General features: G+C 59.2%; 20 protein-coding genes and 1 pseudogene. 11 read left to right on the plus strand and 10 right to left on the minus strand.

Translation table 11 applies throughout. The annotated features are described in order from the left end of the window. The first annotated feature begins 1 nt into the window (after position 1). Complete coding sequence (locus QMK54_RS19205) at positions 2–403, plus strand: ExbD/TolR family protein (protein ID WP_110662335.1); 402 nt, start codon at positions 2–4, stop codon at positions 401–403. A 100-nt stretch (positions 404–503) separates the two neighbouring features. On the opposite strand, the gene hpaC is transcribed toward QMK54_RS19205, so the two are convergent. Beyond that, a complete protein-coding gene (hpaC, locus tag QMK54_RS19210; protein WP_103395704.1) occupies positions 504–1,016 on the minus strand; it encodes a 4-hydroxyphenylacetate 3-monooxygenase, reductase component in 513 nt (170 codons plus the stop codon). Positions 1,017–1,275: 259 nt separating this feature from the next. On the opposite strand from hpaC, the gene QMK54_RS19215 reads away from it, so the two are divergent. After that, entirely contained in the window at positions 1,276–1,905 is a 630-nt protein-coding gene (locus QMK54_RS19215) for a response regulator transcription factor (protein ID WP_085728180.1), read from the plus strand. Between the two features lie 614 nt (positions 1,906–2,519). Continuing rightward, positions 2,520–3,577 (plus strand): annotated as a pseudogene (locus QMK54_RS19220) (IS110 family transposase). Between the two features lie 442 nt (positions 3,578–4,019). On the opposite strand, the gene feaR reads toward QMK54_RS19220, so the two are convergent. The 9 genes from feaR to QMK54_RS19265 all read right to left on the minus strand — a co-directional run bounded on the left by feaR (position 4,020) and on the right by QMK54_RS19265 (position 11,929). After that, on the minus strand, positions 4,020–4,940 hold the full coding sequence (gene feaR / locus QMK54_RS19225; protein ID WP_223593101.1) for a transcriptional regulator FeaR: 921 nt from the start codon (positions 4,938–4,940) through the stop codon (positions 4,020–4,022). A gap of 153 nt (positions 4,941–5,093) precedes the next feature. After that, entirely contained in the window at positions 5,094–6,044 is a 951-nt protein-coding gene (locus QMK54_RS19230; RefSeq protein ID WP_320401143.1) for a PDR/VanB family oxidoreductase, read from the minus strand. A gap of 144 nt (positions 6,045–6,188) precedes the next feature. Further along, positions 6,189–6,929, minus strand: a complete 741-nt coding sequence (locus QMK54_RS19235) for an SDR family NAD(P)-dependent oxidoreductase (RefSeq protein ID WP_320401144.1) — start codon at positions 6,927–6,929, stop codon at positions 6,189–6,191. 10 nt (positions 6,930–6,939) lie between these two features. Beyond that, positions 6,940–7,440, minus strand: coding sequence for an aromatic-ring-hydroxylating dioxygenase subunit beta (locus tag QMK54_RS19240; RefSeq protein ID WP_320401145.1), 501 nt, complete (start codon positions 7,438–7,440; stop codon positions 6,940–6,942). Beyond that, on the minus strand, positions 7,437–8,720 hold the full coding sequence (locus QMK54_RS19245; RefSeq protein ID WP_110661755.1) for an aromatic ring-hydroxylating oxygenase subunit alpha: 1,284 nt from the start codon (positions 8,718–8,720) through the stop codon (positions 7,437–7,439). Before QMK54_RS19245 ends, QMK54_RS19240 begins: the two co-directional genes overlap by 4 nt. Before the next feature lie 23 nt (positions 8,721–8,743). Beyond that, the gene (locus tag QMK54_RS19250) at positions 8,744–9,892 is read right to left on the minus strand and encodes an amidase (RefSeq protein ID WP_223593110.1); all 1,149 of its coding nucleotides are present in this window, start codon (positions 9,890–9,892) and stop codon (positions 8,744–8,746) included. Continuing rightward, positions 9,889–10,359, minus strand: a complete 471-nt coding sequence (locus QMK54_RS19255) for a nuclear transport factor 2 family protein (RefSeq protein ID WP_223593112.1) — start codon at positions 10,357–10,359, stop codon at positions 9,889–9,891. The genes QMK54_RS19250 and QMK54_RS19255 overlap by 4 nt, the downstream gene beginning before the upstream one ends. Positions 10,360–10,362: 3 nt before the next feature. Then, positions 10,363–10,734 carry a hypothetical protein gene (locus tag QMK54_RS19260; protein ID WP_057715413.1) on the minus strand — a complete coding sequence of 124 codons (372 nt, stop codon included), beginning with the start codon at positions 10,732–10,734 and terminating at the stop codon, positions 10,363–10,365. A 31-nt stretch (positions 10,735–10,765) separates the two neighbouring features. Further along, positions 10,766–11,929, minus strand: coding sequence for an acyl-CoA dehydrogenase family protein (locus QMK54_RS19265; RefSeq protein WP_320401146.1), 1,164 nt, complete (start codon positions 11,927–11,929; stop codon positions 10,766–10,768). A 332-nt stretch (positions 11,930–12,261) separates the two neighbouring features. Here QMK54_RS19265 and QMK54_RS19270 point away from each other — a divergent pair, with 332 nt between their 5' ends. The 8 genes from QMK54_RS19270 (at position 12,262) to QMK54_RS19305 (ending at position 22,669) form a co-directional block, all read left to right on the plus strand. Next, entirely contained in the window at positions 12,262–13,752 is a 1,491-nt protein-coding gene (locus QMK54_RS19270) for an ATP-binding protein (RefSeq protein WP_320401147.1), read from the plus strand. Positions 13,753–14,175: 423 nt separating this feature from the next. Beyond that, positions 14,176–16,536 (plus strand): type VI secretion system tip protein VgrG, encoded by a 2,361-nt coding sequence (gene tssI / locus QMK54_RS19275; RefSeq protein WP_320401148.1) that lies wholly within the window; start codon positions 14,176–14,178, stop codon positions 16,534–16,536. A gap of 17 nt (positions 16,537–16,553) precedes the next feature. Then, complete coding sequence (locus tag QMK54_RS19280) at positions 16,554–18,743, plus strand: phospholipase D-like domain-containing protein (RefSeq protein WP_320401149.1); 2,190 nt, start codon at positions 16,554–16,556, stop codon at positions 18,741–18,743. A 55-nt stretch (positions 18,744–18,798) separates the two neighbouring features. Then, a complete protein-coding gene (locus tag QMK54_RS19285; protein WP_320401150.1) occupies positions 18,799–19,635 on the plus strand; it encodes a tetratricopeptide repeat protein in 837 nt (278 codons plus the stop codon). Beyond that, the gene (locus tag QMK54_RS19290; protein ID WP_320401151.1) at positions 19,632–20,996 is read left to right on the plus strand and encodes a phosphatidylserine/phosphatidylglycerophosphate/cardiolipin synthase family protein; all 1,365 of its coding nucleotides are present in this window, start codon (positions 19,632–19,634) and stop codon (positions 20,994–20,996) included. Before QMK54_RS19285 ends, QMK54_RS19290 begins: the two co-directional genes overlap by 4 nt. A 55-nt stretch (positions 20,997–21,051) precedes the next feature. Further along, positions 21,052–21,891: a tetratricopeptide repeat protein gene (locus QMK54_RS19295; RefSeq protein ID WP_320401152.1), complete on the plus strand. Its 840-nt coding sequence runs from the start codon at positions 21,052–21,054 to the stop codon at positions 21,889–21,891. Continuing rightward, positions 21,888–22,124 (plus strand): hypothetical protein, encoded by a 237-nt coding sequence (locus QMK54_RS19300; protein ID WP_320401153.1) that lies wholly within the window; start codon positions 21,888–21,890, stop codon positions 22,122–22,124. The genes QMK54_RS19295 and QMK54_RS19300 overlap by 4 nt, the downstream gene beginning before the upstream one ends. Further along, positions 22,121–22,669 carry a hypothetical protein gene (locus QMK54_RS19305; RefSeq protein ID WP_320401154.1) on the plus strand — a complete coding sequence of 183 codons (549 nt, stop codon included), beginning with the start codon at positions 22,121–22,123 and terminating at the stop codon, positions 22,667–22,669. The genes QMK54_RS19300 and QMK54_RS19305 overlap by 4 nt, the downstream gene beginning before the upstream one ends. The last annotated feature ends 13 nt before the right edge of the window (positions 22,670–22,682 follow it).

Consider the following 22,682-nt stretch of genomic DNA (forward strand, 5'->3'; position numbering starts at 1 on the left):
TATGGCCTTCTCTACACAAGACAGCGATGAAGTACTCAGCGAGATCAACGTCACGCCCCTGGTGGACGTGATGCTGGTGCTGTTGGTGGTGTTCATCGTCACGGCGCCGCTGCTGACCAATGCGATACCGATCAACTTGCCGAAGACCGAAGCCGTGGCGCCGGTGGAGCAGAAAGACCCATTGGTGGTGAGCATCGACGGCGCCGGCAAACTGTTCATCAACAAGGATGAAATCCAGCCGGATCTGCTGGAGTTCAACCTTAAGGCGGCGAAGGCCAAAGACCCGGAAGTGCGCGTGCAATTGCAGGCCGATGACGGCGTGAATTACGGCGAAGTGGCCCGCGCCATGGCGTCGATCGAGCGCGCGGGGATCAGCAAACTGTCGGTGATCACCGCGAGGTAAACCGCACGCGGTCACTGTAGGAGCCCGGCTTGCCGGCGATAGCGGTCTTCAGGGCCACATCGCTGGCAAGCCAGCGCCTACAGGTATGGGGGGTTGGATCTCAGCAATGCGCGCTGGCATGCTCAACGCGATGAAACAGGCGGTTGAAATACACCAGGCTGTCGCGCGGTTCGCGCACGCCGACCTTCGTCAGCTCGACGAACATCACCGAGTGCGAGCCCACTTCCTTGCACTCGCTGATCCGCCCTTCCAGCTGTACCAGGGCATCGCGCAGCACCGGCACATCGGCCGCGCCGTCGTCCCACAGGTCCCAGGCGAAGCGCTCGGCCATCGGCACCTGGGTCATGCCGGCGAAATGCCGGGCCAGTTCTTCCTGCTCGCCACACAGCACGTTGACGCACAGGTGGCCGTTGGTGCGGAACACGTCGTGGGTGGCGCTGTTGCGGTTGACGCACACCAGCACCGTGGGCGGCGAGTCGGTCACCGAGCACACGGCGCTGGCGGTGATGCCACAGCGCCCGCCCGGGCCGTTGGTGGTGATGATGTTCACCGCCGCCGGCAGCTGCGCCATGGCGTTGCGAAAGTCGATTTGCTGCTGGCTCAGGTCGGCCATGTCGATGCCCCTTCCTTCTGGAGGACCGGCGTTGCGCGGTCCGTAGGTGATGGAACAAGACTAAGGCCGTGGCTGCGCCGCAACCATTCTGACGATCCCCATGACGAGGTTGGGTTTCCGCTAGTCGACTAGGTGGTTTCTTTATCGCAAGGGCCGGCCACAGTGGGTATTCTGCTTACTGACTCGGCAAAGACGAGCCGATGCGTGCCGCGCGTTCGCGTGCGAAAACAATAATTAAAAAACTTTCGTGGCAGCCCCGATGGAAACCCGTAAACCGATTGTTTATATCGTTGACGACGACAAGGACCTGCGCACTTCCCTGGCCTGGTTGCTGGAGTCGGTCAGCGTGCAGGCGCAGTGTTTTGCCGGCGCCGAAGAATTCCTCAGCCAATACGACCCCAAGCAGCCCGCCTGCCTGGTGCTCGATGTGCGCATGCCCGAGACCAGCGGCTTCCAGTTGCAGGAAATCCTCAACCAGCGCGGCAGTACCTTGCCGACCATCTTCGTCTCGGCCCATGGCGATATCCCGATGTCGGTCACGGCGATGAAGAACGGCGCGCTGGATTTCGTCGAGAAACCCTACAACCCGCAACAGATGATCGACCGCATCCAGGCCGCGCTGAAAACCGCTGTGCATGCCCAGGCCGATCAGCAGCAGCGGCAGAACCTGCAAGGCAAGCTGGCGCTGCTGACCAGCCGCGAGCGCGAAGTGCTGATGCTGGTGATCGATGGCAAGGCGAGCAAGGTGATCGCCCGGGAGCTGAACATCAGCGTGAAGACCGTTGACGTGCACCGCACCAAGATCAAGGAAAAGATGGGCGTGTCCAGCATCGCCATGCTGGTGCGCGAGGTGCTGCATTTGCCGGTGGATGAGCCGGTGCGGCACTGAGGAATCTGCGGCGGTCATGAGGCCTGTTCGCGAGCAGGTGATCCCGGCCAGGCACAAATACAGTGTTCGCTGCAGATCCCTGTAGGAGCTGGCTTGCCAGCGATGAGGCCATTACATTCAATATTGATGGCGACTGACACACCGCTTTCGCGAGCAAGCCCGCTCCCACAGTTTGATCTCGGCCGGACACAAATACTGTGTTCACTGAAGATCCCTGTAGGAGCTGGCTTGCCAGCGATGAGGCCATTACATTCAATATTGATGGCGACTGACACACCGCTTTCGCGAGCAAGCCCGCTCCCACAGTTTGATCCAGGCCAGACACAAATACAGTGTTCACCGGAGATCCCTGTAGGAGCTGGCTTGCCAGCGATGAGGCCATTACATTCAATATTGATGGCGACTGACACACCGCTTTCGCGAGCAAGCCCGCTCCCACAGTTTGATCTCGGCCAGGCACAAATACTGTGTTCACCGGAGATCCCTGTAATTGGATGGACTCGCCCAAGCCGAGGCGTCAATGCGCCACGGTGGCAGTCTAAACAGCCAACGACAGCGAGGGCGAGTCCATGAAAAATCATAGTTCGTTTGATCAATCCGTGTCTTCTTCCGATTTGTCGGCCTGCACAACCTTGGCGGTCGACTTGGCCAAACAGGTCTTTCAGGTCGCCGGTGAAGATATCCTCGGCCAGGTGCGCTACGAGCAGCGGATCAAGTCGCGCGAGGCGTTTTATGATTTTCTCCGACAGTTGCCGGCGCATGTCGTGGTTTTGATGGAGACCGGTCCGGGTGCCCAGGCCTGGGCCCGGCAGCTGCAAGACAAGGCAATCCGGTGCGGATTCTTCCAGCCGGTTTGGTGGCCACACATCGCAGCGGGCCTAAAAATGATCGCAACGATGCGCTGGCGATTCTGCGGGCCAATCGCGATGAAAAAATCTGCGCAGTACCGGTCAAAAGCGTTGCGGCGCTGGCAATGCAGGCGTTGCATCGTGCCCGCCAGGGCTATGTGCGTCGACGCACGGCCCTCAGTAATCAGATGCGCGGCCTGCTGCTTGAGCACGGCGTAGCCTTGGCACAGGGCGATGTTGCGATCAGCCAGAAAATCCCGCGGGTGCTGGAAGATGCCACCCAACCGGTGCCGGGCCTGCTGCGTGAACTGATCGACGAACTGTTGGCCGAGTGGCGCCATTTGGGCGAGCGCATCAGCGTACTGACGGGACGCCTGGAAGTGGCCGCCAACGCTGACATGACGGCGAAGCGGCTAATGACTGTACGCGGCATCGGCCCGGTCACTGCCACGGCACTGGTGGCCAAAGGAAACCAAGCCTGAGCGATTTCCCAATGCCCGCAAGTTTGCCGCGTACTTTGGCATGGTGCCTGACCAGCACAGCAGCGGGGAGACGGTCCGGTTGGGGGGCATGACCAAGCGAGGTGATGCTTATTTACGCAGCCTGATGATCCAGGGGCCCATGCGGTGCTGCAACAACTACGACCTGATTCCCAGCAACCCGATGACCGCCGCTTGTTGCACTGGATGAGCCGGTTGGGCCGTAAGGAGGCTGCGATCAGGCTAGCCAACCGCAACCTGCGAATCGTCTGGGTGCTTCTACAGAATGACCAGACTTATCGTCGCCACGCGGGTGATGGCCAGCCAGCGACGATGGGCCACTGAGCGACAGAGTTCTGCCACCGAGGTACTAACCGTCTGACCCTCTGCTGAAAAAAATTGACCCCAGGTAAGACCGGCGTGGATTGATGCCTAAGCTCCTACTGGCCTTCGAGGCCTGACTGTAATCGGCATACCACGAGCTTTTCCAATTTTGGCCAGAAGCCGAAGACGGCTTCCACGAATAGGCCTAATACATAGATGCAACGGGGCAGCGGTTTTTCAAAAGCGGGTAGACAGTGGGGGCGAGTCCATACATAGGAGCTGGCTTGCCAGCGATGAGGCCATTACATCCAACATCAATCGCGACTGACACACCGCTTTCGCGAGCAAGCCCGCTCCCACAGTTTGATCCAAGCCGGACACAGACTCTGTGTTCACCGGAGATTCAATGTGGGAGCGGGGTTGCTCGCGAAGAGGCCGGCACATTCAACATGGATGTTGGCGGTCAGTTCTGGCTATACCGCTTGCGATAAGCCCCCGGCGAAACACCAAAACGCGATTTGAACGCCGACGAGAAGTAGCTCGAATCGGAAAAGCCCCAGGCATAACACAGCGCCGAAAGCTTCTGCTCGACATCATGGCGGCGCAGGTTTTCGGCGCAGAAGTCCAGGCGGCGATGCTTGATGTACTGCGCCACCACCAGGCCGCGCTTGGAGAACATCCGGTACAGGCCGCGCACGGAAATTCCCACTTCACGGGCGATCAGCTCGGGGCACAGTTCCTCGTCGCTGAGGTGTGCATCAATGAACGCGATGATCTTGCGGAACTGCCGTTCATGGGGATCAGCCGCGCCGTCCCGGGCACTGATGCCCGGCAGCAGCAGGCTGGCCAGGGCATCGAGCACGGCCTCGCTCTCCTGCATCTCCAGCCCGTCCTGCTGGCGAGTCTCCAGCACCAGCTTGTTGGCCATTGCCGCCAGGGGACTGCTGGCCGCGATGCGCGTGGCGCAGTTGACGGCATTGAAGTGCGAGCCGCGCTCGACTACCTGGCGCGGCAAAATCAACGACAGCTGTCGGCAATCGTCGTTGTAGATCATGTCGCTCGGACGGCTGGCGTCGATCAGCGCGATGTCGCCACAGCCCAATTGCGCGCGGTTGTCGCCCTGCTCCAGCTGTGAGCTGCCACGCATCTGGAACACTGCGTAGTAGTGGCCGTCGCTGCTGGTGCTGACGTCCTTGCTGGTGCGATATAAATGCACGTGCGCCATGTCGACCACACTGAGGTTGATCGCACCGCTGCGAAACTCCGCCAGTTCGCCGTAGAAATCAGTGTCCAGCGCCCGGGCATCGAAACGCCCACAGGCCTGGTTCACCTGGCTCAACCAACTTTCGAACGCCTCGTTGCGCACCGTCGATGCTGTAATCATGTCCGCAAAGCCTCACGTTTTTTGTTGTTATTTTTCGACCGCTTCAGCGTGCGGTTCGGTAACACGGTTATTTCTGTCGCCATCGCCTCCCTCGATGGCCGCCGGGCGCCCATTCAACAGGCTCCGGCGCATGCTTTCCAGCTTTCCTTAGTCTTAGATGTCCAATACCAGACGAGCGGAAAGCGCCCGGGAAACACAGGCGCAGATCTGCTTGTTGGAGGCCTTTTCCTTGTTCGACAGGCAGTTGTCGCGATGCTCCGGCAAACCGTCCAGGACCTCGACGATGCAGGTGCCGCAGATGCCTTCGCGGCACTCGGTGTCGATGTCGCAGCCGTGGGCTTGCAGCACGTCGACCAGGCTGCTGTCGGCCGGCACGTGCAGCACCACGCCGGAACTGGCCAGTTCCACTTCGAAACCACCGGCCGGCGCGCTGTTGGCCGCCGGGTCCGCGGCGAAGTGTTCCAGGTGAATGGCGTCGTCCGCACGAGTGCGCGCGGCCACTTCCACCACTTTGTTCATGAACGGTGCCGGGCCGCAGGTGTAGACATGGGCGGCGCTACCGGCGCGTTCCAGGCATTCGCTCAATGCGCCGTCCAGATCCGCAGGCTCCACGCCGTAGTGGAATTCCACGTGATCGGCAAAATTCGTCGCCAATAGCTCGGTAAAAGCTGCGTACTGCGCCGAACGGGCGAAATAATGCAGACGGTACGGCTCGCCACTTTCCGCCAGTCGATAAGCCATGCTCAGCAGTGGCGTGACGCCGATGCCGGCGGCGAACAGCACGTGTTCGCGGGCACTTTCATCAAGACGGAACAGGTTGCGTGGCGCACCCATTTCCAGCTCCATGCCCTCTTGCACCTGCTCGTGCAGCGCGAGCGAGCCACCGCGCGACTGCGCTTCTTTCTTCACCGCGACCAGATAGGCGCGGCGATCCTGCGGCGGACTGCACAGCGAATACTGGCGGGTCACTCCGGTCGGCCCGGTGAGGTCGACGTGGGCACCCGGTTCATAGGTGTCGAGCGGCTGGCCGTCACTGCGCACGAGGCGAAAGGAGCGGATATCCAGCGCTTCGTCGACGATCCTTTCGATCTTCACCTTCATCATTGCATCACCTGAATATATTTTTGTTTAACACAGCACTTGTAGGAGCCGGCTTGCTGGCGAAGGCGCCCTGAAAGGCGATGCATGACTCAAGGCCGCCATCGCCAGCAAGCCGGCTCCTACAAGGGTTATTTTTCGGCGAGCCAATCAGCGCATGAACAATCCGCCGTTGACGTCCAGGCACGCGCCCGTCACGGAAGTCGCGTTGTCGGCGATCAGCAGCAGCACGCTGTCGGCGATGAACCCCGGGTCACCGAGGGTGGCGGCCGGGATCATTTTCAAGATCTGCTCCAGACGCTCCGGCGCCACACTTTCACGCACTATCGGCAAGTCCAGCGGACCTGGCGAGATGCTGTTGACCGTCACCCCTTGCGGGGCCAGTTCACGGGCGAAGACCTTGGTCAGGGTCGCCACGCCGCCCTTGGCCGCCGCGTAATGCGCGCCGGTGGCAGTGCCGCCGTTCTGCCCGGCCAGGGACGCGATGTTGACGATGCGCCCGAAGCCGCGCTCGGCGAAGTGCGCGCCGAACACCTGGCAGGCGACGAAAGTGCCGCGCAGGTTGATCGCCATCGACTCGTCGAACTCTTCCGGCGTGATCTCCATCAGCGCCGCGACCTTCGACACACCGGCGTTGTTCACCAGGATGTCGGTGCCGCCCCAACGCTCGGCGAGCAGGTCACGGGCACGCTGGAAGTCGGCCTTGTTGCGCACATCCAGCTCGATGGCGACGGCGGTGGCGCCGCTGCCGTCGAGCTCGGCAACCAATTGCTGCACGCCGTCAAGCCGCACATCGGCCAGGGCGACGCGATAACCCGCCGCGTGCAGACGACGGGCGATGCACTCGCCCAGTCCACGCGAGGCACCCGTTACCAGAGCTACTCGACTCATGATGTTGCCCTCACAAAAGGAAGCCGAGCGCGCTCAGGCTGTCGGTGGAGTTGATCAGGCGCACCACTTTGCGCTCCAGGCTCGGCACGCCGTCGGTGAAACGAATACGGTGGTTCAGGTCGGCCACGAACGGCGTGTGCACGCCACGCTTGTAGGCGTACAGCAACTGCGCGGAGTTCACTTCGACGACGTCGCCAGCCGCTTCCACCAGACGGAAACGCGAGATCGTGCGGATGGTTTTCGCCGCGTCGACCGCCGACGGCGAGTAGCCGGCGGTCAGGCGTTCGATGCGCAGGTCACGCATGCGCGCATCGTCGTAGGCGTAGTTGAGCGTCGCTTCGAAATCTTCGGTGTCCGGGTCGATCGGCACGATGTATTTGCCGCTTTCGCTCCACAGGGTCGCCCATTCGGCGTAGTTCTTGTGGTCGAGCAGTTCGGCTTCGCGCCAGATGAATTCGATGGCCTGGGCCAACGGGCCGGAAAAACCGTTCAGGGTGTCGTGATTGCTCATTGGCTCATCATCCTTTTCCACATGTCGTAGGCACCGCGCATGCCGCCTTCGTCGGTGGCGTGGCTGACCTTGTCGCCGTTTTCAGCGGTGATTTCGCGGTTCAGGCCGCGGTTGACCAGGATCGGCGCGTCGACGCCGGCATACGAGCCGCGCTGCACGCGGTCCCAGGCCTCGGCATCGTCGGGGCTGCCGAAACCGAACGGGCCCTGGAAGTGTTCGTGAATGCGCATGCGTTCGCGGTTGGCGATTTCCGGGCCGCCGTCCATGCCGAGGGCAACGTGGCGGATCTCGGTTTCGGTGACCGACACCGGGCGCAGTACACGGAAGAACGACATCGACATGGCGACGTTGGGGAACAGGTTCAGGTTGAAACCGGCGCCGTGCAGCGAGCGCACGATGCGACGGACCTGATCGGCCGGCAGGGTTTTCGACAGCTCTTCGGTGACGTGGGCAAAACGTTCCTGCAACTGCTCGGTGCCGTCGTCGTGATCGAGGTCGACGTGCTCCGGCACCATCACCATCACGCTGTGGCCGTTGCCCAGCGAGTGGGTCACGGCTTGCTCGTCAGTCATGAACGAAAGCATTTCCGAGGTTTCTTCATCCACCGACGACATGAACGACTTGTGCACGATCGGGAAGTGGTAACCGTCGGTGGTGTTTTCCAGCTGGATCTTCCAGTTGCCCTTGAAGCTGAATTTGTGTTCGCCCTGGGTCTTGATCGGGTAGCCGGCGCCCTGCTTCATGAACAGGTCCATCCAGTGCTTGGCGCCGCCGAGGAAGTCTTCCAGCGGTTCGATTTCGTCGTTGTAGCTGGCGAAGACCATGCCGGCGTAGCTTTCGACGCGCAGGCTGGTCAGCGGCAGTTCGGACTTTTCCAGGATGCCTTCGTAGCCATCCGGATACGGCAGCGCACGCAGCTTGCCGTCCAGGCCATAGGACCAGCTGTGGTACGGGCAGGTGAAACCGGTGGCGTTGCCCTTGTGCTTCTCGCACACGGTGGCGCCACGGTGGCGGCAACGGTTTTCCAGGACGTTGATGTTGTTCTTCTTGTCGCGCACGACGATCACCGGGCGACGGCCGATGGTGGCGGTCTTGAAGTCGCCTGAGTTGCGCACTTCGCTCTCGTGGGCAACCCACACCCAGGTGCGGTAGAAAATCTTTTCCAGCTCGGCTTCGAACAGCGCCGGGTCGTTGTACAGCGAGACGTCGACGCGGTCATGCTGGACCAGGTCTTCGGGGCTTTTCGACGTCGCGATCAGCCGGTATTCATGAGTGCTCATGCGGTTCTCCTCATGGCTTCTTTTTATGATTTGGTTTTAGCAGCCGGTCGTTGACCGGCCATGCTGAGTTGCAGCTGCGCACCGAAGGCGCAGACCCGTTCGTCCTGACCTTTTCGGCCAACGATTTGCAGGCCGACTTTCAGCCCGCCGCAATCGAGTTCCACCGGCACCGTCAGCGCCGGGTGGCCGCTGAGGTTGAAAGGCCGAACCAGCGGGGTCATGCCGGCCACGGCCTTGCTGCCGGCGCGGGCTTCGCTGAGGGTCGGCGGCAGGGTCGGCAACGTCGGCAACAGCAATACCGCAAAGTCTTCCAGCGCCGCGTCCACTTGTTGGGTGAACGCTGTGCGCACAGCTTCGGCCTGGGCCAGTTCTTCACGCGTGGTGCGGCTGGCCGCCAATAGGCGGGTCTCCACATCAGCGCCGATCAGGCCCTTGCCGGTCAGGTGACCGAAGGCCGCCCAGTTTTCAAAATTGATCACGGTCAGGCCGGCGGCGAAGGCTGCTTCGAACTCGCTGAGGTGCAGGTTGCCGCGCCGCCATCCGGCGCGGTCGGCGGCGGCACCCAGGCAGGCTTCCAGGTGCGGGTCGCAACCGACTTCGAGGAAGGCGACTTTGGTACCGGCGCTTGGCAGGCCCTGCACTTCAAAGCCCGGGCAGATCACCTGCATCGCCGCGATCAGGTCGTCCATGGATCGGGCGAACGGCCCGACGCAATCAAGGCTCGATTCCAACGGATGGGCACCGACGCGGCTGACACGGCCGTAAGTCGGCTTCAATCCTGCGATGCCGCAGCACGCTGCCGGCACTCGCACCGAACCACCGGTGTCGGTACCGATGGCGATGTCCGCCAGGCCGGCCGCGACCGCCGACGCCGAACCGCTGGACGAACCACCCGGCACGCGATCCGGCGCTTGCGGGTTGATCGGCGTACCAGTGAAGTCGTTGATGCCGGTGACGCCGAACGCCAGTTCATGCAGGTTGGTCTTGCCGACGATCTGCCAGCCAGCGTCGAGGATCGCGTCGACCACTTCGGCGTTTTTCGTCGCGGCCGGGGCATCGGCAAAAGCACGGCTGCCCGAACGGGTCGGATAACCGGCGATGTCGATGGAGTCCTTGATGGCAACGCGTTTGCCGTTGCCACCGAGGAGGAACTCGCTGATGAAAGTACTCATGCACTCAGCTCCGTATTGAACAAGCGTTGCGTGCGGAAATGCGCGATCAGCCAGACGCCGTCGACACAACGAAAATCGATGTTCAGCCGCGTGCCGAACAGCTCGTTGCGGCCATCGGCATAGGTGGAAATCTGCTGCATGATCCACTGCCCCTGCGCCGCCTTGCCGTCGACCACGATCGACTCGCTGGTGAGGTAATGCAGGTTCAACTTGAAGTGATCGGACGGCGGCAGGTAACCGCCGACAAACGTCGCCACCGCCGCACGTCCATGATGCTGGCCGAAGGTCTGTGCGGTCTGGGTGCCGAGGCCTTCCCAGATCGCATCCTCGGTGAACAACTGCGCCAACTGGCTCAGGTGAATCGGCGCCCGCGGCACATCGCACAGGTCCATGTAGCGCGCCATCAGGCGACGCACTGCGCTTTCCCCTTCGAGCGTCGCCAGACGCTGCAGCAAGGCCTCGTTCATGGCTTACACCTTGGCCGCGTCAGGAATGGTCAGCGGGCGACCGATGCGCGCTTCGATCTTGGCGTAGCGCCACAGGCTGTATTGGCCGACCGGCGTGGTGCGGAACAGGTTGCAGGCATCGATCACCGACTGATGGCAGTCGACGTCGGCCATGATGTACACGGTCCAGGGCGAAGTAGTGGACGGGCCGACCATCAGGCGGTCGTCGTCCATCGCGCCGAGCACGGTGATGCCGGGCATGGCGCCGAGGTCACCCATCATCTGGCTGAAGCCTTTCCACACGCTCAGGCCTTCGCCGGTCGGCAGGTCGAAAAAGTTCTGGGTGATGCCGATGCAGAAGACGACGCGCAATGGCTCTTGAGTGGTTTGCGACATGGGTGCGATTCCTTGAAAAAGTAATGGGGATTCAGATGTAGCCCGGGAACGGCGGGACGCCGAGGAACACCGAGCCGGCGCCGTCGTACAGGCCTTCGCTGAGGAAGGCGTGCTGGGTCACCACCATCGAGTCACGCAGGTAGCGTTGCAGCGGATGGCGCAGGTAAATGGCGGTGGTGCCGGCCAGGCTGTAGGCGCTTTGCACCACTTCGGCACCGGCCTGGGAAACATGGATCGCGGACAGGCGCAGCAGGCTGGTCTGCTCCGGCGTCACCGGGTGGCCGGCCAGGATCGAGTTCCACACCTGCTCGGTGGCGTTGTAGAAGAAACCGCGTGCGGCGCTGAGCTTGGCTTCAGCCTTGGCGATCTCGATGCGCACGTAAGCGCGGTCGGACAATTTCGGCGCGCCGGTGATGCCGCTGCCGCCCGCCATGCGGCTGATTTCGTCGAGGGCCGCACGGGCCAGGCCGAGGTTGACCACCGCCAGCACTTGCGCGGCGTAGGCGATCGACGGGTAGCGGAACAGTGGTTCGTCGATGGTCGCGGCACCACCACGGATGAAGGTCCAGCGCTCCTCAACGCGTTTGTCGGTAACACGCAGGTCATGGCTGCCGGTGCCTTTGAGGCCGACCACTTCCCAGTTCTCGACGATGTCTACCTGCTCCGGGCGAAACACAGCGGTGCGCGGCTTACCGCCAGCGGCACCGATGCCAACGCCCAACAGGTCTGCGCCTTTGCAGCCGCTGGCGAATTTCCAGGTGCCGTTGACCTGATAGCCGCCTTCGACTGCTTCGGCCGGCTGCAAGGGGAACAGGCCGCCGGCGAATACCAGGTCAGGGCTTTCGGCGTAGAGCTCAGCCAGGGTTTCGCGCGGCAAGGCTGCCAGGTAGACACCGGCGCTGCCGAAGCTGGCCACCCAGCCCGCCGAGCCGTCGGCTTCGGAGATGCGCTCGATCATTTGCAGAAACAGCGCCGGCGCCAGGGCATCACCGCCGAAGCATTTCGGCGTGGCGGCGCGGTAGATACCGACCTGTTTGAATCGCTCGATCATGTCCCGAGGCACGTGGGAGCCGGCGTCGAATTCCTCGCGGCGTTGACGGACCTCATCCAGCACTTGCTGAAATAGCTGACTCTCGACCATTGGCACGACCGGGGCGGACACAGGGTCTTGTTGCGCGACAGCTGAACGCAGCATGGGCTAGTTCTCCGTTGTGATTATTGTTAGTGGGCTGCACCGGTACCTGTAGGAGCGAGCTTGCTCGCGAAAAACGTCCGGACAACACAGTCATTCAGACGGGACGCGTTATCGTTGGCGTCCATCGCGAGCGAGCTCGCTCCTACAAGGAGGGGCGTTGCCCTTGCATTGGGGTCCAGTGTAAAAACCGCATCCCTGCGCAACTATTGGTGCGTGCAGCCCCCTCGCTAAAGAAAACCCCTAGGCCCACGCCGGTTACCTCTGAGCGCATCCCGCTGTGCGAGCAGGTATAAAACGCCATACTGCAAATCTCTGCCGCCAGGGGCCGTGCGATGTACTTGCCAAAACCGAACGATTTTTATGCGCTGATCGAAGCCATGCCGCTGTGCATCATTCTTCATGACGCGCACACCAAGGAAATCCTCTGGGCCAACGCCGCCGCCCTGGCGGCGCTGGGCTTTACCCTGGAGGAGCTGACGCCGCTGAAAGCCCCGGACATGACCCGCGACGCCCCGAAATACCGGCGTTCCGTGGGTTTGCGCTGGCTCGAAGGTGCCGCGCGCACCGGCCAGCGGGCCATCGAGTGGTGCTACCGCTCCAAGCAAGGGGTGGAGATTCTTTCCGAGGCGGTGGCGACCCTGGTGCACCTGGACGGGCGCGATGTGTTGATGGTGCAGTTCCGCGACATTTCCAAGGAGGACAAGGTCAAGCGCGACCTCAAGCGTTTCGAGAGCCGGCTCAAGGCCTTCATGCAGGACCTGGCCGAGGGTGTGGCGGTGCTCGGTCCCGAGGGCGATATCGGTTTTATCAGCGACTCCGGCGCGCACCTGCTCAACAGCGAAGTGCACCAGCTGATGGGCAAGAACTTCCTGGCCTGGTGCGACGACGCATCCGGCCAGCGCCTGTTGCAACAGCTTGCCCATGAGACGCCGGAGCACGCGCCGTTCAACGTGCATTACAAGATCCAGCGGCGCGATGGCGAATGGCGCTGGCATGACGCAACCTGTCGCTACATCGAGATCGAGGACGATCTGGTTGGCCACCTGCTGCTGTTCCGCGACGTCACCGAACAGGTGCAGGCCGAAGAAGCGCGGCGGGTCAGCGAGCAGAAACTCGAGTACCTGGCGCGCTACAACGCCATGGGTGAAATGGCCGTGGCCATCGCCCACGAATTGAGCCAGCCCCTGGCCGCGACGCGCAACTTCATTGAAGGAACAGTGATTCGCCTGGGCAACGTGGCCGATGCCGACCCCGCAGTCACCTGGGGTTTGCAGAGCGCCGTGCGGCAAATCGAGCATGCGTCGGTGATCATCAAGAGCGTGCGCGACTACGTGGTCAAGCTGGAGCAAACCGAAGAACGGGTTGACCTCAATGAACTGCTGCACGAAACCCGCTACTTCATCAGCCTGCGGGCCGATCCAAGCCTGGTCCGCGTGGAAGTCGTCACCGCGCCCGAGCCGCTGCTGGTCAGTTGCGAGAAGGTACTGATCGGCCAGGTGATCCTCAACCTGGCCTTCAACGCCATCGAAGAAATGGCCGACCTGCCTGCCGAGCGGCGTCTGTTGCGTATCCATGCCAGCCGCGACAACGATGTGGCATTGGTGCGCATCGAAGACAGCGGCCGTGGCATTCAGGCCCAGGCGCAAGAGAAGCTGTTCGATGGCTTTTTCTCGTCCAAGGTCAGCGGCAACGGCATTGGCCTGGCGCTGTGCAAGAACATCATCGGCCGGCATCGGGGCGATATCTGGGCGCAAAACCTGGAGCCGTGTGGCGCCGTCTTCAGCTTTTCCCTTCCCCTTGCAACAACCCTCTGCCCCTCATAGGAGCAAACCGGCGCTGGCAAGCGATAGTTGTGATGATTGGTGCCAAGGTGCAGGCGCTGGTGGATCGATACCTCGCAGCGATAGCCAAGACGCAAGGTCCTGGCCTACACCCTGTACAGCTGAACCTTTCACATCACCTCTCGACTGAAACGGTTGCTGAATCAAGCCGGTTTGATGGTTGCGATATTGAGAGGGTCAGTGGCTCGCTTGATGTATTCCCACAATCGCAGCGAGTAATTTTTTGTTTCAATTTCTCGAATCCCTTACGTACTGGTGCTTTGCGGGGAACTGTGCAACTTGTTGCACAGTTCCAGCGAACTATCATTGCGCGTCTCATGATCTGCCGCTCGCACTAAGCCCCACGCCTCATAAGTAAGCTCGGGTTTTACGGAAGACCTACATAACGCCAAGGAGCAACATTGGATGTTCAGTCCCGCCAACCAAGCTCGTTTCAGTCTGACCATCGATGATCTAGAGCATGATCTTCAAGTACTTTCGTTTACCGGCACCGAGGCGATCAACACGCCCTATGCGTTTGATGTGGAACTGGTTAGCGAAAACCCCGACCTGGACCTGGAAACGCTGCTGCACAAACAAGCGTTTCTGGCGTTCGACGCCAATGGCAGCGGCATTCACGGGCAGATCTACCGGATAGGCCAAGGTGATGCCGGTAAGCGCCTGACTCGTTATACGTTGACGCTCGCGCCGCGACTCGCCTACCTGTGCCATCGCGTCAATCAGCGCATTTACCAGCAGATGTCGGCACCGAAGATCATCGCGTTGCTCCTTGAAGAACACGGCATCCAGGGCAACGCCTACCAATTCAGGATTGGCACCCCGTGTCCGGATCGTGAGTTCTGCGTGCAGTACGACGAATCCGATCTGCACTTCATCCAGCGTCTGTGCGAGGAGGAAGGTGTTCATTTTCACTTCCAGCACAGTACTGACGGCCACCAACTGGTGTTTGGTGATGATCAGACCGTGTTCCCGAAACTTGGCCAGCCGACAGCCTATGTACAAGGTAGCGGCATGGTCGCAGATGAACCGGTGATCAAAGGGTTCCAGTTGCGTATGGAGGCCCGAACCAATCGTACCGCTCGCAGTGACTATGACTTCGAGAAGCCTCGACTGGCGCTGACAGCGGCCCATCGCGGCGAAGCTGAAAACGAGGAGCCGGATCTTGAAGATTATGATTACCCGGGCCGTTTCACCGACCGTGCTCGCGGCAGGTTTCTCAGCCAGCGTGCCCTTGAACGTCATCGTGCCGATTATCGCCAGGCTGAGGGGCATGGCGACCAGACCAGGCTCGTCAGCGGCCACTTCCTGGAGATCTCCGATCACCCCCGCACCGAGTGCAATGCCCTCTGGCTGCTGACCAAGGTCGTCCACGAAGGCAGGCAGCCGCAAGTCCTCGAAGAGTCGGCGACCAGCAACACCACCGACAACAAGGATGACTTCCACCAGGGCTATCGCAACCGCTTTCTCGCGACTCCATGGGACGTCTTTTACCGCCCACCACTGAAGCATCCGAAGCCCAGAGTGCTCGGCAGTCAGACCGCAATAGTCACCGGCCCCAAGGGCGAAGAAATCCACTGCGACCAGTACGGTCGCGTGAAAGTGCAGTTCCACTGGGACCGCGAGGGACTGGCCGACGACAAGTCCAGTTGCTGGATACGCGTCTCCTCCAGTTGGGCTGGCGACCGCTACGGTGGCATCAGCATTCCACGTGTCGGTATGGAAGTGCTGGTGACCTTCCTCGAAGGCGATCCTGACCAGCCGCTGGTGACCGGTTGCCTGTACCACAAGGAAAATGTCGTTCCCTACGACCTGCCGGCGAACAAGACCCGCTCCGTGTTCAAAACCCTCAGTTCACCAGGCGGCGCTGGCTTCAACGAACTGCGCATCGAAGACAAGAAAGGCGCCGAACAGATCTTCCTCCACGCCCAACGCGACTGGGACGAAAACATCGAGCGCGACCAGAAAATCCGCGTCGGCAACGAACGCCACGACACCGTGGAAAAGAACGCCTACACCGAACTCAAAGCCGAAGAACATCGCACTACCCATGCTGACCGTAAAGTCGAAGTCAAAGCCGATGATCACCTGGTCGTTGGCCAGAATCAGCACATAAAGTTGGGCACCGCCCAGTTGTTGAATGCCGGTCGCGAGATTCATCTCAAGGCGGGCCAGAAGATGGTCATCGAGGCGGGTACGGAGCTCACTCTCAAAGCGGGCGGTAGTTTCATCAAGCTCGATGGGGGCGGTATCACGGCGCTGGGGCCAGTGGTCAAGGTCAACGCCGGCGGCGCGCCAGGTAAAGGCACTGAGATTTCCGCGTTATTGCCCGTTATTCCTTTATCTGCGGATGCAGACAAAGCGGGGGAACTACTGGAGCGCGCCGTTTCGCAACCTGCTCCGGATGTGATCCACAAACTGAGCGCGGTGATCAGCCCGCTACCGGGACTGCCGGGCTACGAAGATGAGCCGTACACCCTGTTTGCCGATGGCGCGCCTATTCAGGAGGGCCTGACCGGCGCCGACGGCGTGATCCGGTTCGAGCATGTTCCTGGCACTCAAGCCTATGCGGTGGAGTTGGTGAACGGCCATCGTTTCGAGATCGAACCCAAAGCACAAAGCACGGACGCCGTGTCGGCAAACCAGCAACTGGCGCGCCAAGGCCACCGCAATTATCACGCGCAGACCGATCAGGTCGAACCGATGGGCTCGACGGATGATTACCGTAGCGCGGGCTTGAACCCGGCGAGCAAGCCGAAGAACCTCTGAGCGCAAGGAGCCATCGAATGACGACTGATTACAGCAACGAAGTGATCCAGCTGACACCTGAGGAGCACAAGTCGATTTCCTTGACCATGGACTGGTTTGCGAAAAAAGCCATCTACCCACCACGCGGGGGGATTCAGGTCACCCCGCTGATCAACGGCGAGAAGGCCTTTGGCGCGGTACACGAGGCCATCGAGGCGGCGCAAAAAAGTGTCGAAATCATCAGTTGGGGATTCGACCCGGCGATGCGTTTCAAACCCGGCAGCGATCGCATCGGTGAACTGCTGGATATTCGCGGTCGCCATGGCATCAAGACCCGTGTGCTGATCTGGAAAAACGTGCTGGCCAACTTTGTTGAAAACACCATCATCGGCGATGGCTTCGCCGGCTCCGGCGGGACTGCCGCAGGGTCCGGCATTGCCAAGGGGCGGGCGGCGTCCAACCGCTTGATCGAAGACCGCCAGCGCCTGGAATACCGCAGCACCATTCACCAGCATGAATTGGCAAAACTGCGCGCAGGCGAACTACCTTTTTACGGCACCAGCGGCTACCGCTACGAACAACGCGAAAAGGAATTGCTGGCCATTCTGGTTGATGTGGAAAACCAACTGGCCGGGCAAGGTGGCTACAACAAACTCAGAGGTTCGGGAGCCCCTGCGTATTCGCCTGAAGATGAGGAGTACACGCGAGAGTGGTTCAGCCGCATCCACGATGGGCGAATGCAGAACGTCGAGTTTCGTACCCGAGATTTCTCCATTGAAACGCCGCTGAACGCGCTCCTGCGCGGGCCGCAGATGCTCAAGGAAAAAGGGCGTCTGGCGACCCTGTACCGATTGATGCAAGGAGAAGCCCCCGATACCAACTTTGCGCACATGCTGGCGCTGGCCCTTTTTGCCAGTCACCACCAGAAGATGGTCTTGGTGGACTATGAAGACACCGCGAACGCGGTGGGTTTCGTCATGGGCCACAACATGCACCGAAATTACTGGGATACCAACGCACACCTGTATGACGACAAAGCCGCGCGGCGTAGTCCGGGCTTCGGTCCATGGCAGGATTTGTCCATGAAAGTACAGGGCCCTGCCCTGCACGACCTGAACCACAACTTCAGCACCGCCTGGGATCGGGAAACCTTTTGGGTCAAAAAATGGTTTCACGATGGTCTGCGTGAACAGCGACAGGCCATCAAGCCGGACCATTTCAAAGCCGCCGGTTCAACCATGGCTCAGATTTGCCGTACGCAACCGCAAGAAGGTGCGGAGACCTCGATTCTGGAGCTTTATCACAACGCCTTGGGTAACGTGCGCAACTACGCCTATTTTGAAAACCAGTATTTCCGCTATCCAGCGTTTGCCAGGCAGTTGCGTGAGTTGGCGGCGGCTTACATCGCAAAGGGTAGAGACAAAGCCTTGTACCTGTTCGTGGTCACCAACAACCCGAACTCTGGTGACTTCTCCAGTACCACCTATGCGACCTTGCAGGAGCTGGGACAGGAGCAACTGATGCCGCAGGCCCAGCGCACGCTGGCGGAAGATATGCTGCGAAAACGCAGCCAGTTGGCGTATCTGGAGGCCAACCCACATAACGACGCCTACATGCAACGGGCCCAACTCAATCGAGCCGCGGTGCTGAAGCGTGAAATTACCGCGCTGGAAGAAAAAGGCGTCACTCCCGAGGTCGAAGAGCGTCTGGGTGGCCTCAAGCCAAAAGATATCCCTGAACTCGGCAAGCCGAAAGATGGCGCAGAGGAAGAGCCCAAGCCCTACACCCTCCAGGATTTACCCGGTCTGAAAGTGGTTATCGCAACGCTGACGACTTGCACGCCAGAGCCCGGAGGCAGGTTATCCGAGGGGCAGCAAGCTTATTTTCGAGACATCTATGTGCATTCCAAACTGTTGGTAGTGGACGATGTTTTTAGTTTGCTCAGCTCTGCGAATATCAATACCCGTAGTTTGCACACCGACTCGGAGTTAGGTCTGGCGGCACCGGATGCTGAGTTGGCCAAGCATTGGCGGGAAGAGTTATGGAAGTTGCACACGGGGGAGTCATTTAACGATGACAAGGGGCGTTGTGATGCAGAGGCCAACTTTAAAAACTGGAACGACGTGATGGATAAAAATTGGGAGAATAAAAATAAAAATGAACCGTTAATCGCCCACTTGACACGTTTTTGGGATGTGGAGACGCCTTATGCCAGCGCCATTGACTAAATACATCTCTCTTTGTGTCCTTATTTTTTCTATCTTATTGAGCGGAGCTCCGGCCATGGCCTACCCAATTTTTACCTGTGCTTACGAAAAAGACAATAACCCACCGCTGGATGCAGAGGCCGAGCGGTGGTTTCAACAGGCACGCGCACTGGAGAAAGTACGAGGGGTCAAAGACTGGCGAACCATCGTCGGGTTTTACGAAAAAGCCATCGCTAAAAATCATTGGAAGGCGATGCATAACCTGGCGGGACTTTATCGCACGGGATGGCCAGGACAGCCTGGTGTTGAACAGGACACCAGCAAGATGCTCGACCTTTACGAACGCATGGTAAAGCTTAAGGTTCCGCTGGGTTATTATAACTGGGCCGTGGTAGCCGAAAATGGACGGGGAGTATTGAAGTCGGACCGGATGGCCAGCTCTTATATGTTTCAGGCAGCGCAATTGGGCAGTCCATTGGCCCAGGTTCGAATCGGCCAATACTTCGCTTTTGCGCTCCCAAGGGATAAGCAGGACGATGACATGGCTGAGCGCTATTACCGATGTGCGGGCGCTCAGGACAATTCTTACGCCATAGAGAAAACCGCAAGTTTTTATGATACAGCTAGAAAAAACAAACCACGTTCGCTGTTCTATTATCAGAGGGCAGCATCGCTGGGCAGCTTTACTGGATTAAACAATTTAAAAGGAGCTTTCGAAGCTATACCTCGACCAATACATAACTTCGGATACCAGCCAAACCCAACGCTTCATGACTTCTACTCCGGTCTATTAGGGCAACTCCGCGCCGACCCAAATCTGCGTTTCCCCAACCTCATGAAAGACCATCCACTTCCCGCTCATCCCGAACAAGGCTTTGATGCAGAGCATCCGGATCGCAGACCTGAGATATGAGTCATCTCACCAAACCAGAAAATCGTAGATTCCTGCCTGGACAAGCCAGTCACCACCAGAAGATAGTCTTGGTGGACTATGAAGACACCGCGAACGCGGTGGGTTTCGTCATGGGCCACAACATGCACCGAAATTACTGGGATACCAACGCACACCTGTATGACGACAAAGCCGCGCGGCGTAGTCCGGGCTTCGGTCCATGGCAGGATTTGTCCATGAAAGTACAGGGCCCTGCCCTGCACGACCTGAACCACAACTTCAGCACCGTCTGGGATCGGGAAACCTTTTGGGTCAAAAAATGGTTTGACGACGGTCTGCGTGAACAGCGCCAGGCCATCAAGCCGGACCATTTCAAAGCCGCCGGTTCAACCATGGCGCAGATTTGCCGTACGCAACCGCAAGAAGGTGCGGAGACCTCGATTCTGGAGCTGTACCACAAGGCTTTGGGCAACGTGCGCAACTACGCCTATTTTGAAAACCAGTATTTCCGCTACCCGGCGTTTGCCAGGCAATTGCGTGAATTGGCGGCGGCTTACCGAAGCAAAAAACGTAAAAAACCTCTCTATTTGTTCGTGGTCACCAACAACCCGAACTCTGGTGACTTCTCCAGTACCACCTATGCGACCTTGCAGGAGCTGGGACAGGAGCAACTGATGCCGCAGGCGCAACGCACGCTGGCGGAGAACATGCTGCGAAAACGCAGCCAGTTGGCGTATCTGGAGGCCAACCCGCACAACGACGCCTATATGCAACGGGCCCAGCTCAATCGAGCCGCGGTGCTGAAGCGCGAAATTACCGCGCTGGAAGAAAAAGGCGTCACTCCCGAGGTCGAAGAGCGTCTGGGTGGCCTCAAGCCAAAAGATATCCCTGAACTCGGCAATCCGAAAGATGGCGCAGAGGAAGAGCCCAAGCCCTACACCCTCCAGGATTTACCCGGTCTGAAAGTGGTTATCGCAACGCTGACGACTTGCACGCCAGAGCCCGGAGGCAGGTTGTCCGAGGGGCAGCAAGCTTATTTTCGAGACATCTATGTGCATTCCAAACTGTTGGTGGTGGACGATGTTTTTAGTTTGCTCAGTTCTGCGAATATTAATACTCGTAGTTTGCATACCGACTCGGAGTTGGGTTTGGCTGCACCAGATGGGGAGTTGGCCAAACATTGGCGGGAAGAGTTGTGGAAATTGCATGTGGGGGAGTCATTTAACGATGATAAGGGGCGCTGCGATGCAGAGGCCAACTTCGATGCATGGAATAAAGTGATGGATGAGAACTGGAAAAAAAAGGAGCAGAACAAACCTCTAATCAGGCATTTAACTCGTTTCTGGGACGTGGAGACGCCATATGCTAAAGCCATTGACTAGAGCGATCTCACTTTGTGCCCTTATTTTTTTTATCTTGTTGAGCGGAGCTCCGGCTATGGCCTATCCCACTTTTACCTGTGCTTACGAAAAAGATAACAACCCACCGCTGGATACGGAGGCCGATCAATGGTTTAAACGAGCTCGTTATCTAGAGGAAGAATTGGGGCATTGGCCCGAGGTAGTAGCGCTTTATGAAAAAGCCATTGCTAAAGATCATTGGAAGGCGATGCATAATCTGGCGCGGCTTTATCGTGTCGGTGAACCGGGAACCGAAAAAAACCCCGGAATAGAAGTCGACACCAGCAAGATGCTCGACCTTTACGAACGCATGGTAAAGCTTAAGGTTCCGCTGGGCTATTACAACTGGGCCGTGGTGTCCGAAAATGGACGAGGAGTGTTGAAGTCGGACCGAATGGCCAGCTCTTATATGTTTCAGGCAGCGCAATTGGGCAGTCCATTGGCCCAGGTTCGAATCGGCCAATACTTCGCTTTTGCGCTCCCAAGGGATAAGCAGGACGATGACATGGCTGAGCGCTATTACCGATGTGCGGGCGCTCAGGACAATTTTGATGCCATAGAGAAAACCGCAAGTTTTTATGATACAGCTAGAAAAAATAAACCACGTTCGCTGTTCTATTATCAGAGGGCAGCATCGCTGGGCAGTTTTACGGGGTTAAGCAATTTAAAAGGAGCTTTCGAAGCTATACCTCGACCAATACATAACTTCGGATACCAGCCAAACCCAACGCTTCATGACTTCTACTCCGGTCTATTAGGGCAACTCCGCGCCGACCCAAATCTGCGTTTCCCCAATCTCATAAAAGACCATCCATTACCCCCTCACCCGATACAAGGTTTTGATGCAGAACATCCGGATCGAAGACCGGAGCTATGAGTCAGTTTATCCCGCGACTCCACCCGGCGATGCGTTTCAAATCCGGTAGCGATCGCATCGGTGAACTGCTGGATGTTCGCGGTCGCCACGGCATCAAGACTCGCGTGCTGATCTGGAAAAACGCGCTGGCCAACTTTGTTGAAAACACCATCATCGGCGATGCCTGGCTGGGTCCCGCGGGACTGCCGCAGGGTCCGGCATTGCCAAGGGACGGGCGGCGTCCAACCGCTTGATCGAAGATCGCCAGCGACTGGAGTACCGTCGCTCCGTTCACCAACATGAATTGGCAAAACTGCGCGCAGGCGAACTGCCTTTTTACGGCGCCAGTGGCTACCGCTATGAGCAACGTAAAAAGGAATTGCTGACCATTCTGGTTGAAGTGGAAAACCAACTGACCAGCCAAGGTGGCTACAACAAACTCAAAGGTTCGGGCGCCCCTGCGTATTCGCCTGAAGATGAGGAATACACGCGGGAATGGTTCAACCGCGTCCACGATGGACGCATGCAGAACGTCGAGTTTCGTACCCGCGACTTCTCCATTGAAACGCCGCTGAACGCGCTCCTGCGCGGACCGCAAATGCTCACGGAGAAAGGGTGTCTGGCGACCCTATATCGATTGATGCAAGGGGAAGCGCCCGATACCAACTTTGCACACATGCTGGCGCTGGCCCTTCAGTCAGACCGAATCGCCCGGATTTACGGCGGCTTCGCCACCGAACGGGGGCAAGCCCCCTCGCCACAGGTGCAGCCTCGCACCTCCTCTCTCTGGCGCCATTAAAGCCCCCGCCTTA

It is taken from the genome of Pseudomonas sp. P5_109, from assembly GCF_034009455.1.
Classification (GTDB): domain Bacteria; phylum Pseudomonadota; class Gammaproteobacteria; order Pseudomonadales; family Pseudomonadaceae; genus Aquipseudomonas.

Excerpts from the sequence above, each read along its gene's own strand:
- QMK54_RS19205 (WP_110662335.1), top strand. The coding sequence starts at position 2 with ATGGCCTTCTCTACACAAGACAGCGATGAAGTACTCAGCGAGATCAAC.
- hpaC (WP_103395704.1), bottom strand. The coding sequence starts at position 1,016 with ATGGCCGACCTGAGCCAGCAGCAAATCGACTTTCGCAACGCCATGGCG.
- QMK54_RS19215 (WP_085728180.1), top strand. The coding sequence starts at position 1,276 with ATGGAAACCCGTAAACCGATTGTTTATATCGTTGACGACGACAAGGAC.
- feaR (WP_223593101.1), bottom strand. The coding sequence starts at position 4,940 with ATGATTACAGCATCGACGGTGCGCAACGAGGCGTTCGAAAGTTGGTTG.
- QMK54_RS19230 (WP_320401143.1), bottom strand. The coding sequence starts at position 6,044 with ATGATGAAGGTGAAGATCGAAAGGATCGTCGACGAAGCGCTGGATATC.
- QMK54_RS19235 (WP_320401144.1), bottom strand. The coding sequence starts at position 6,929 with ATGAGTCGAGTAGCTCTGGTAACGGGTGCCTCGCGTGGACTGGGCGAG.
- QMK54_RS19240 (WP_320401145.1), bottom strand. The coding sequence starts at position 7,440 with ATGAGCAATCACGACACCCTGAACGGTTTTTCCGGCCCGTTGGCCCAG.
- QMK54_RS19245 (WP_110661755.1), bottom strand. The coding sequence starts at position 8,720 with ATGAGCACTCATGAATACCGGCTGATCGCGACGTCGAAAAGCCCCGAA.
- QMK54_RS19250 (WP_223593110.1), bottom strand. The coding sequence starts at position 9,892 with ATGAGTACTTTCATCAGCGAGTTCCTCCTCGGTGGCAACGGCAAACGC.
- QMK54_RS19255 (WP_223593112.1), bottom strand. The coding sequence starts at position 10,359 with ATGAACGAGGCCTTGCTGCAGCGTCTGGCGACGCTCGAAGGGGAAAGC.
- QMK54_RS19260 (WP_057715413.1), bottom strand. The coding sequence starts at position 10,734 with ATGTCGCAAACCACTCAAGAGCCATTGCGCGTCGTCTTCTGCATCGGC.
- QMK54_RS19265 (WP_320401146.1), bottom strand. The coding sequence starts at position 11,929 with ATGCTGCGTTCAGCTGTCGCGCAACAAGACCCTGTGTCCGCCCCGGTC.
- QMK54_RS19270 (WP_320401147.1), top strand. The coding sequence starts at position 12,262 with ATGTACTTGCCAAAACCGAACGATTTTTATGCGCTGATCGAAGCCATG.
- tssI (WP_320401148.1), top strand. The coding sequence starts at position 14,176 with ATGTTCAGTCCCGCCAACCAAGCTCGTTTCAGTCTGACCATCGATGAT.
- QMK54_RS19280 (WP_320401149.1), top strand. The coding sequence starts at position 16,554 with ATGACGACTGATTACAGCAACGAAGTGATCCAGCTGACACCTGAGGAG.
- QMK54_RS19285 (WP_320401150.1), top strand. The coding sequence starts at position 18,799 with ATGGCCTACCCAATTTTTACCTGTGCTTACGAAAAAGACAATAACCCA.
- QMK54_RS19290 (WP_320401151.1), top strand. The coding sequence starts at position 19,632 with ATGAGTCATCTCACCAAACCAGAAAATCGTAGATTCCTGCCTGGACAA.
- QMK54_RS19295 (WP_320401152.1), top strand. The coding sequence starts at position 21,052 with ATGGCCTATCCCACTTTTACCTGTGCTTACGAAAAAGATAACAACCCA.
- QMK54_RS19300 (WP_320401153.1), top strand. The coding sequence starts at position 21,888 with ATGAGTCAGTTTATCCCGCGACTCCACCCGGCGATGCGTTTCAAATCC.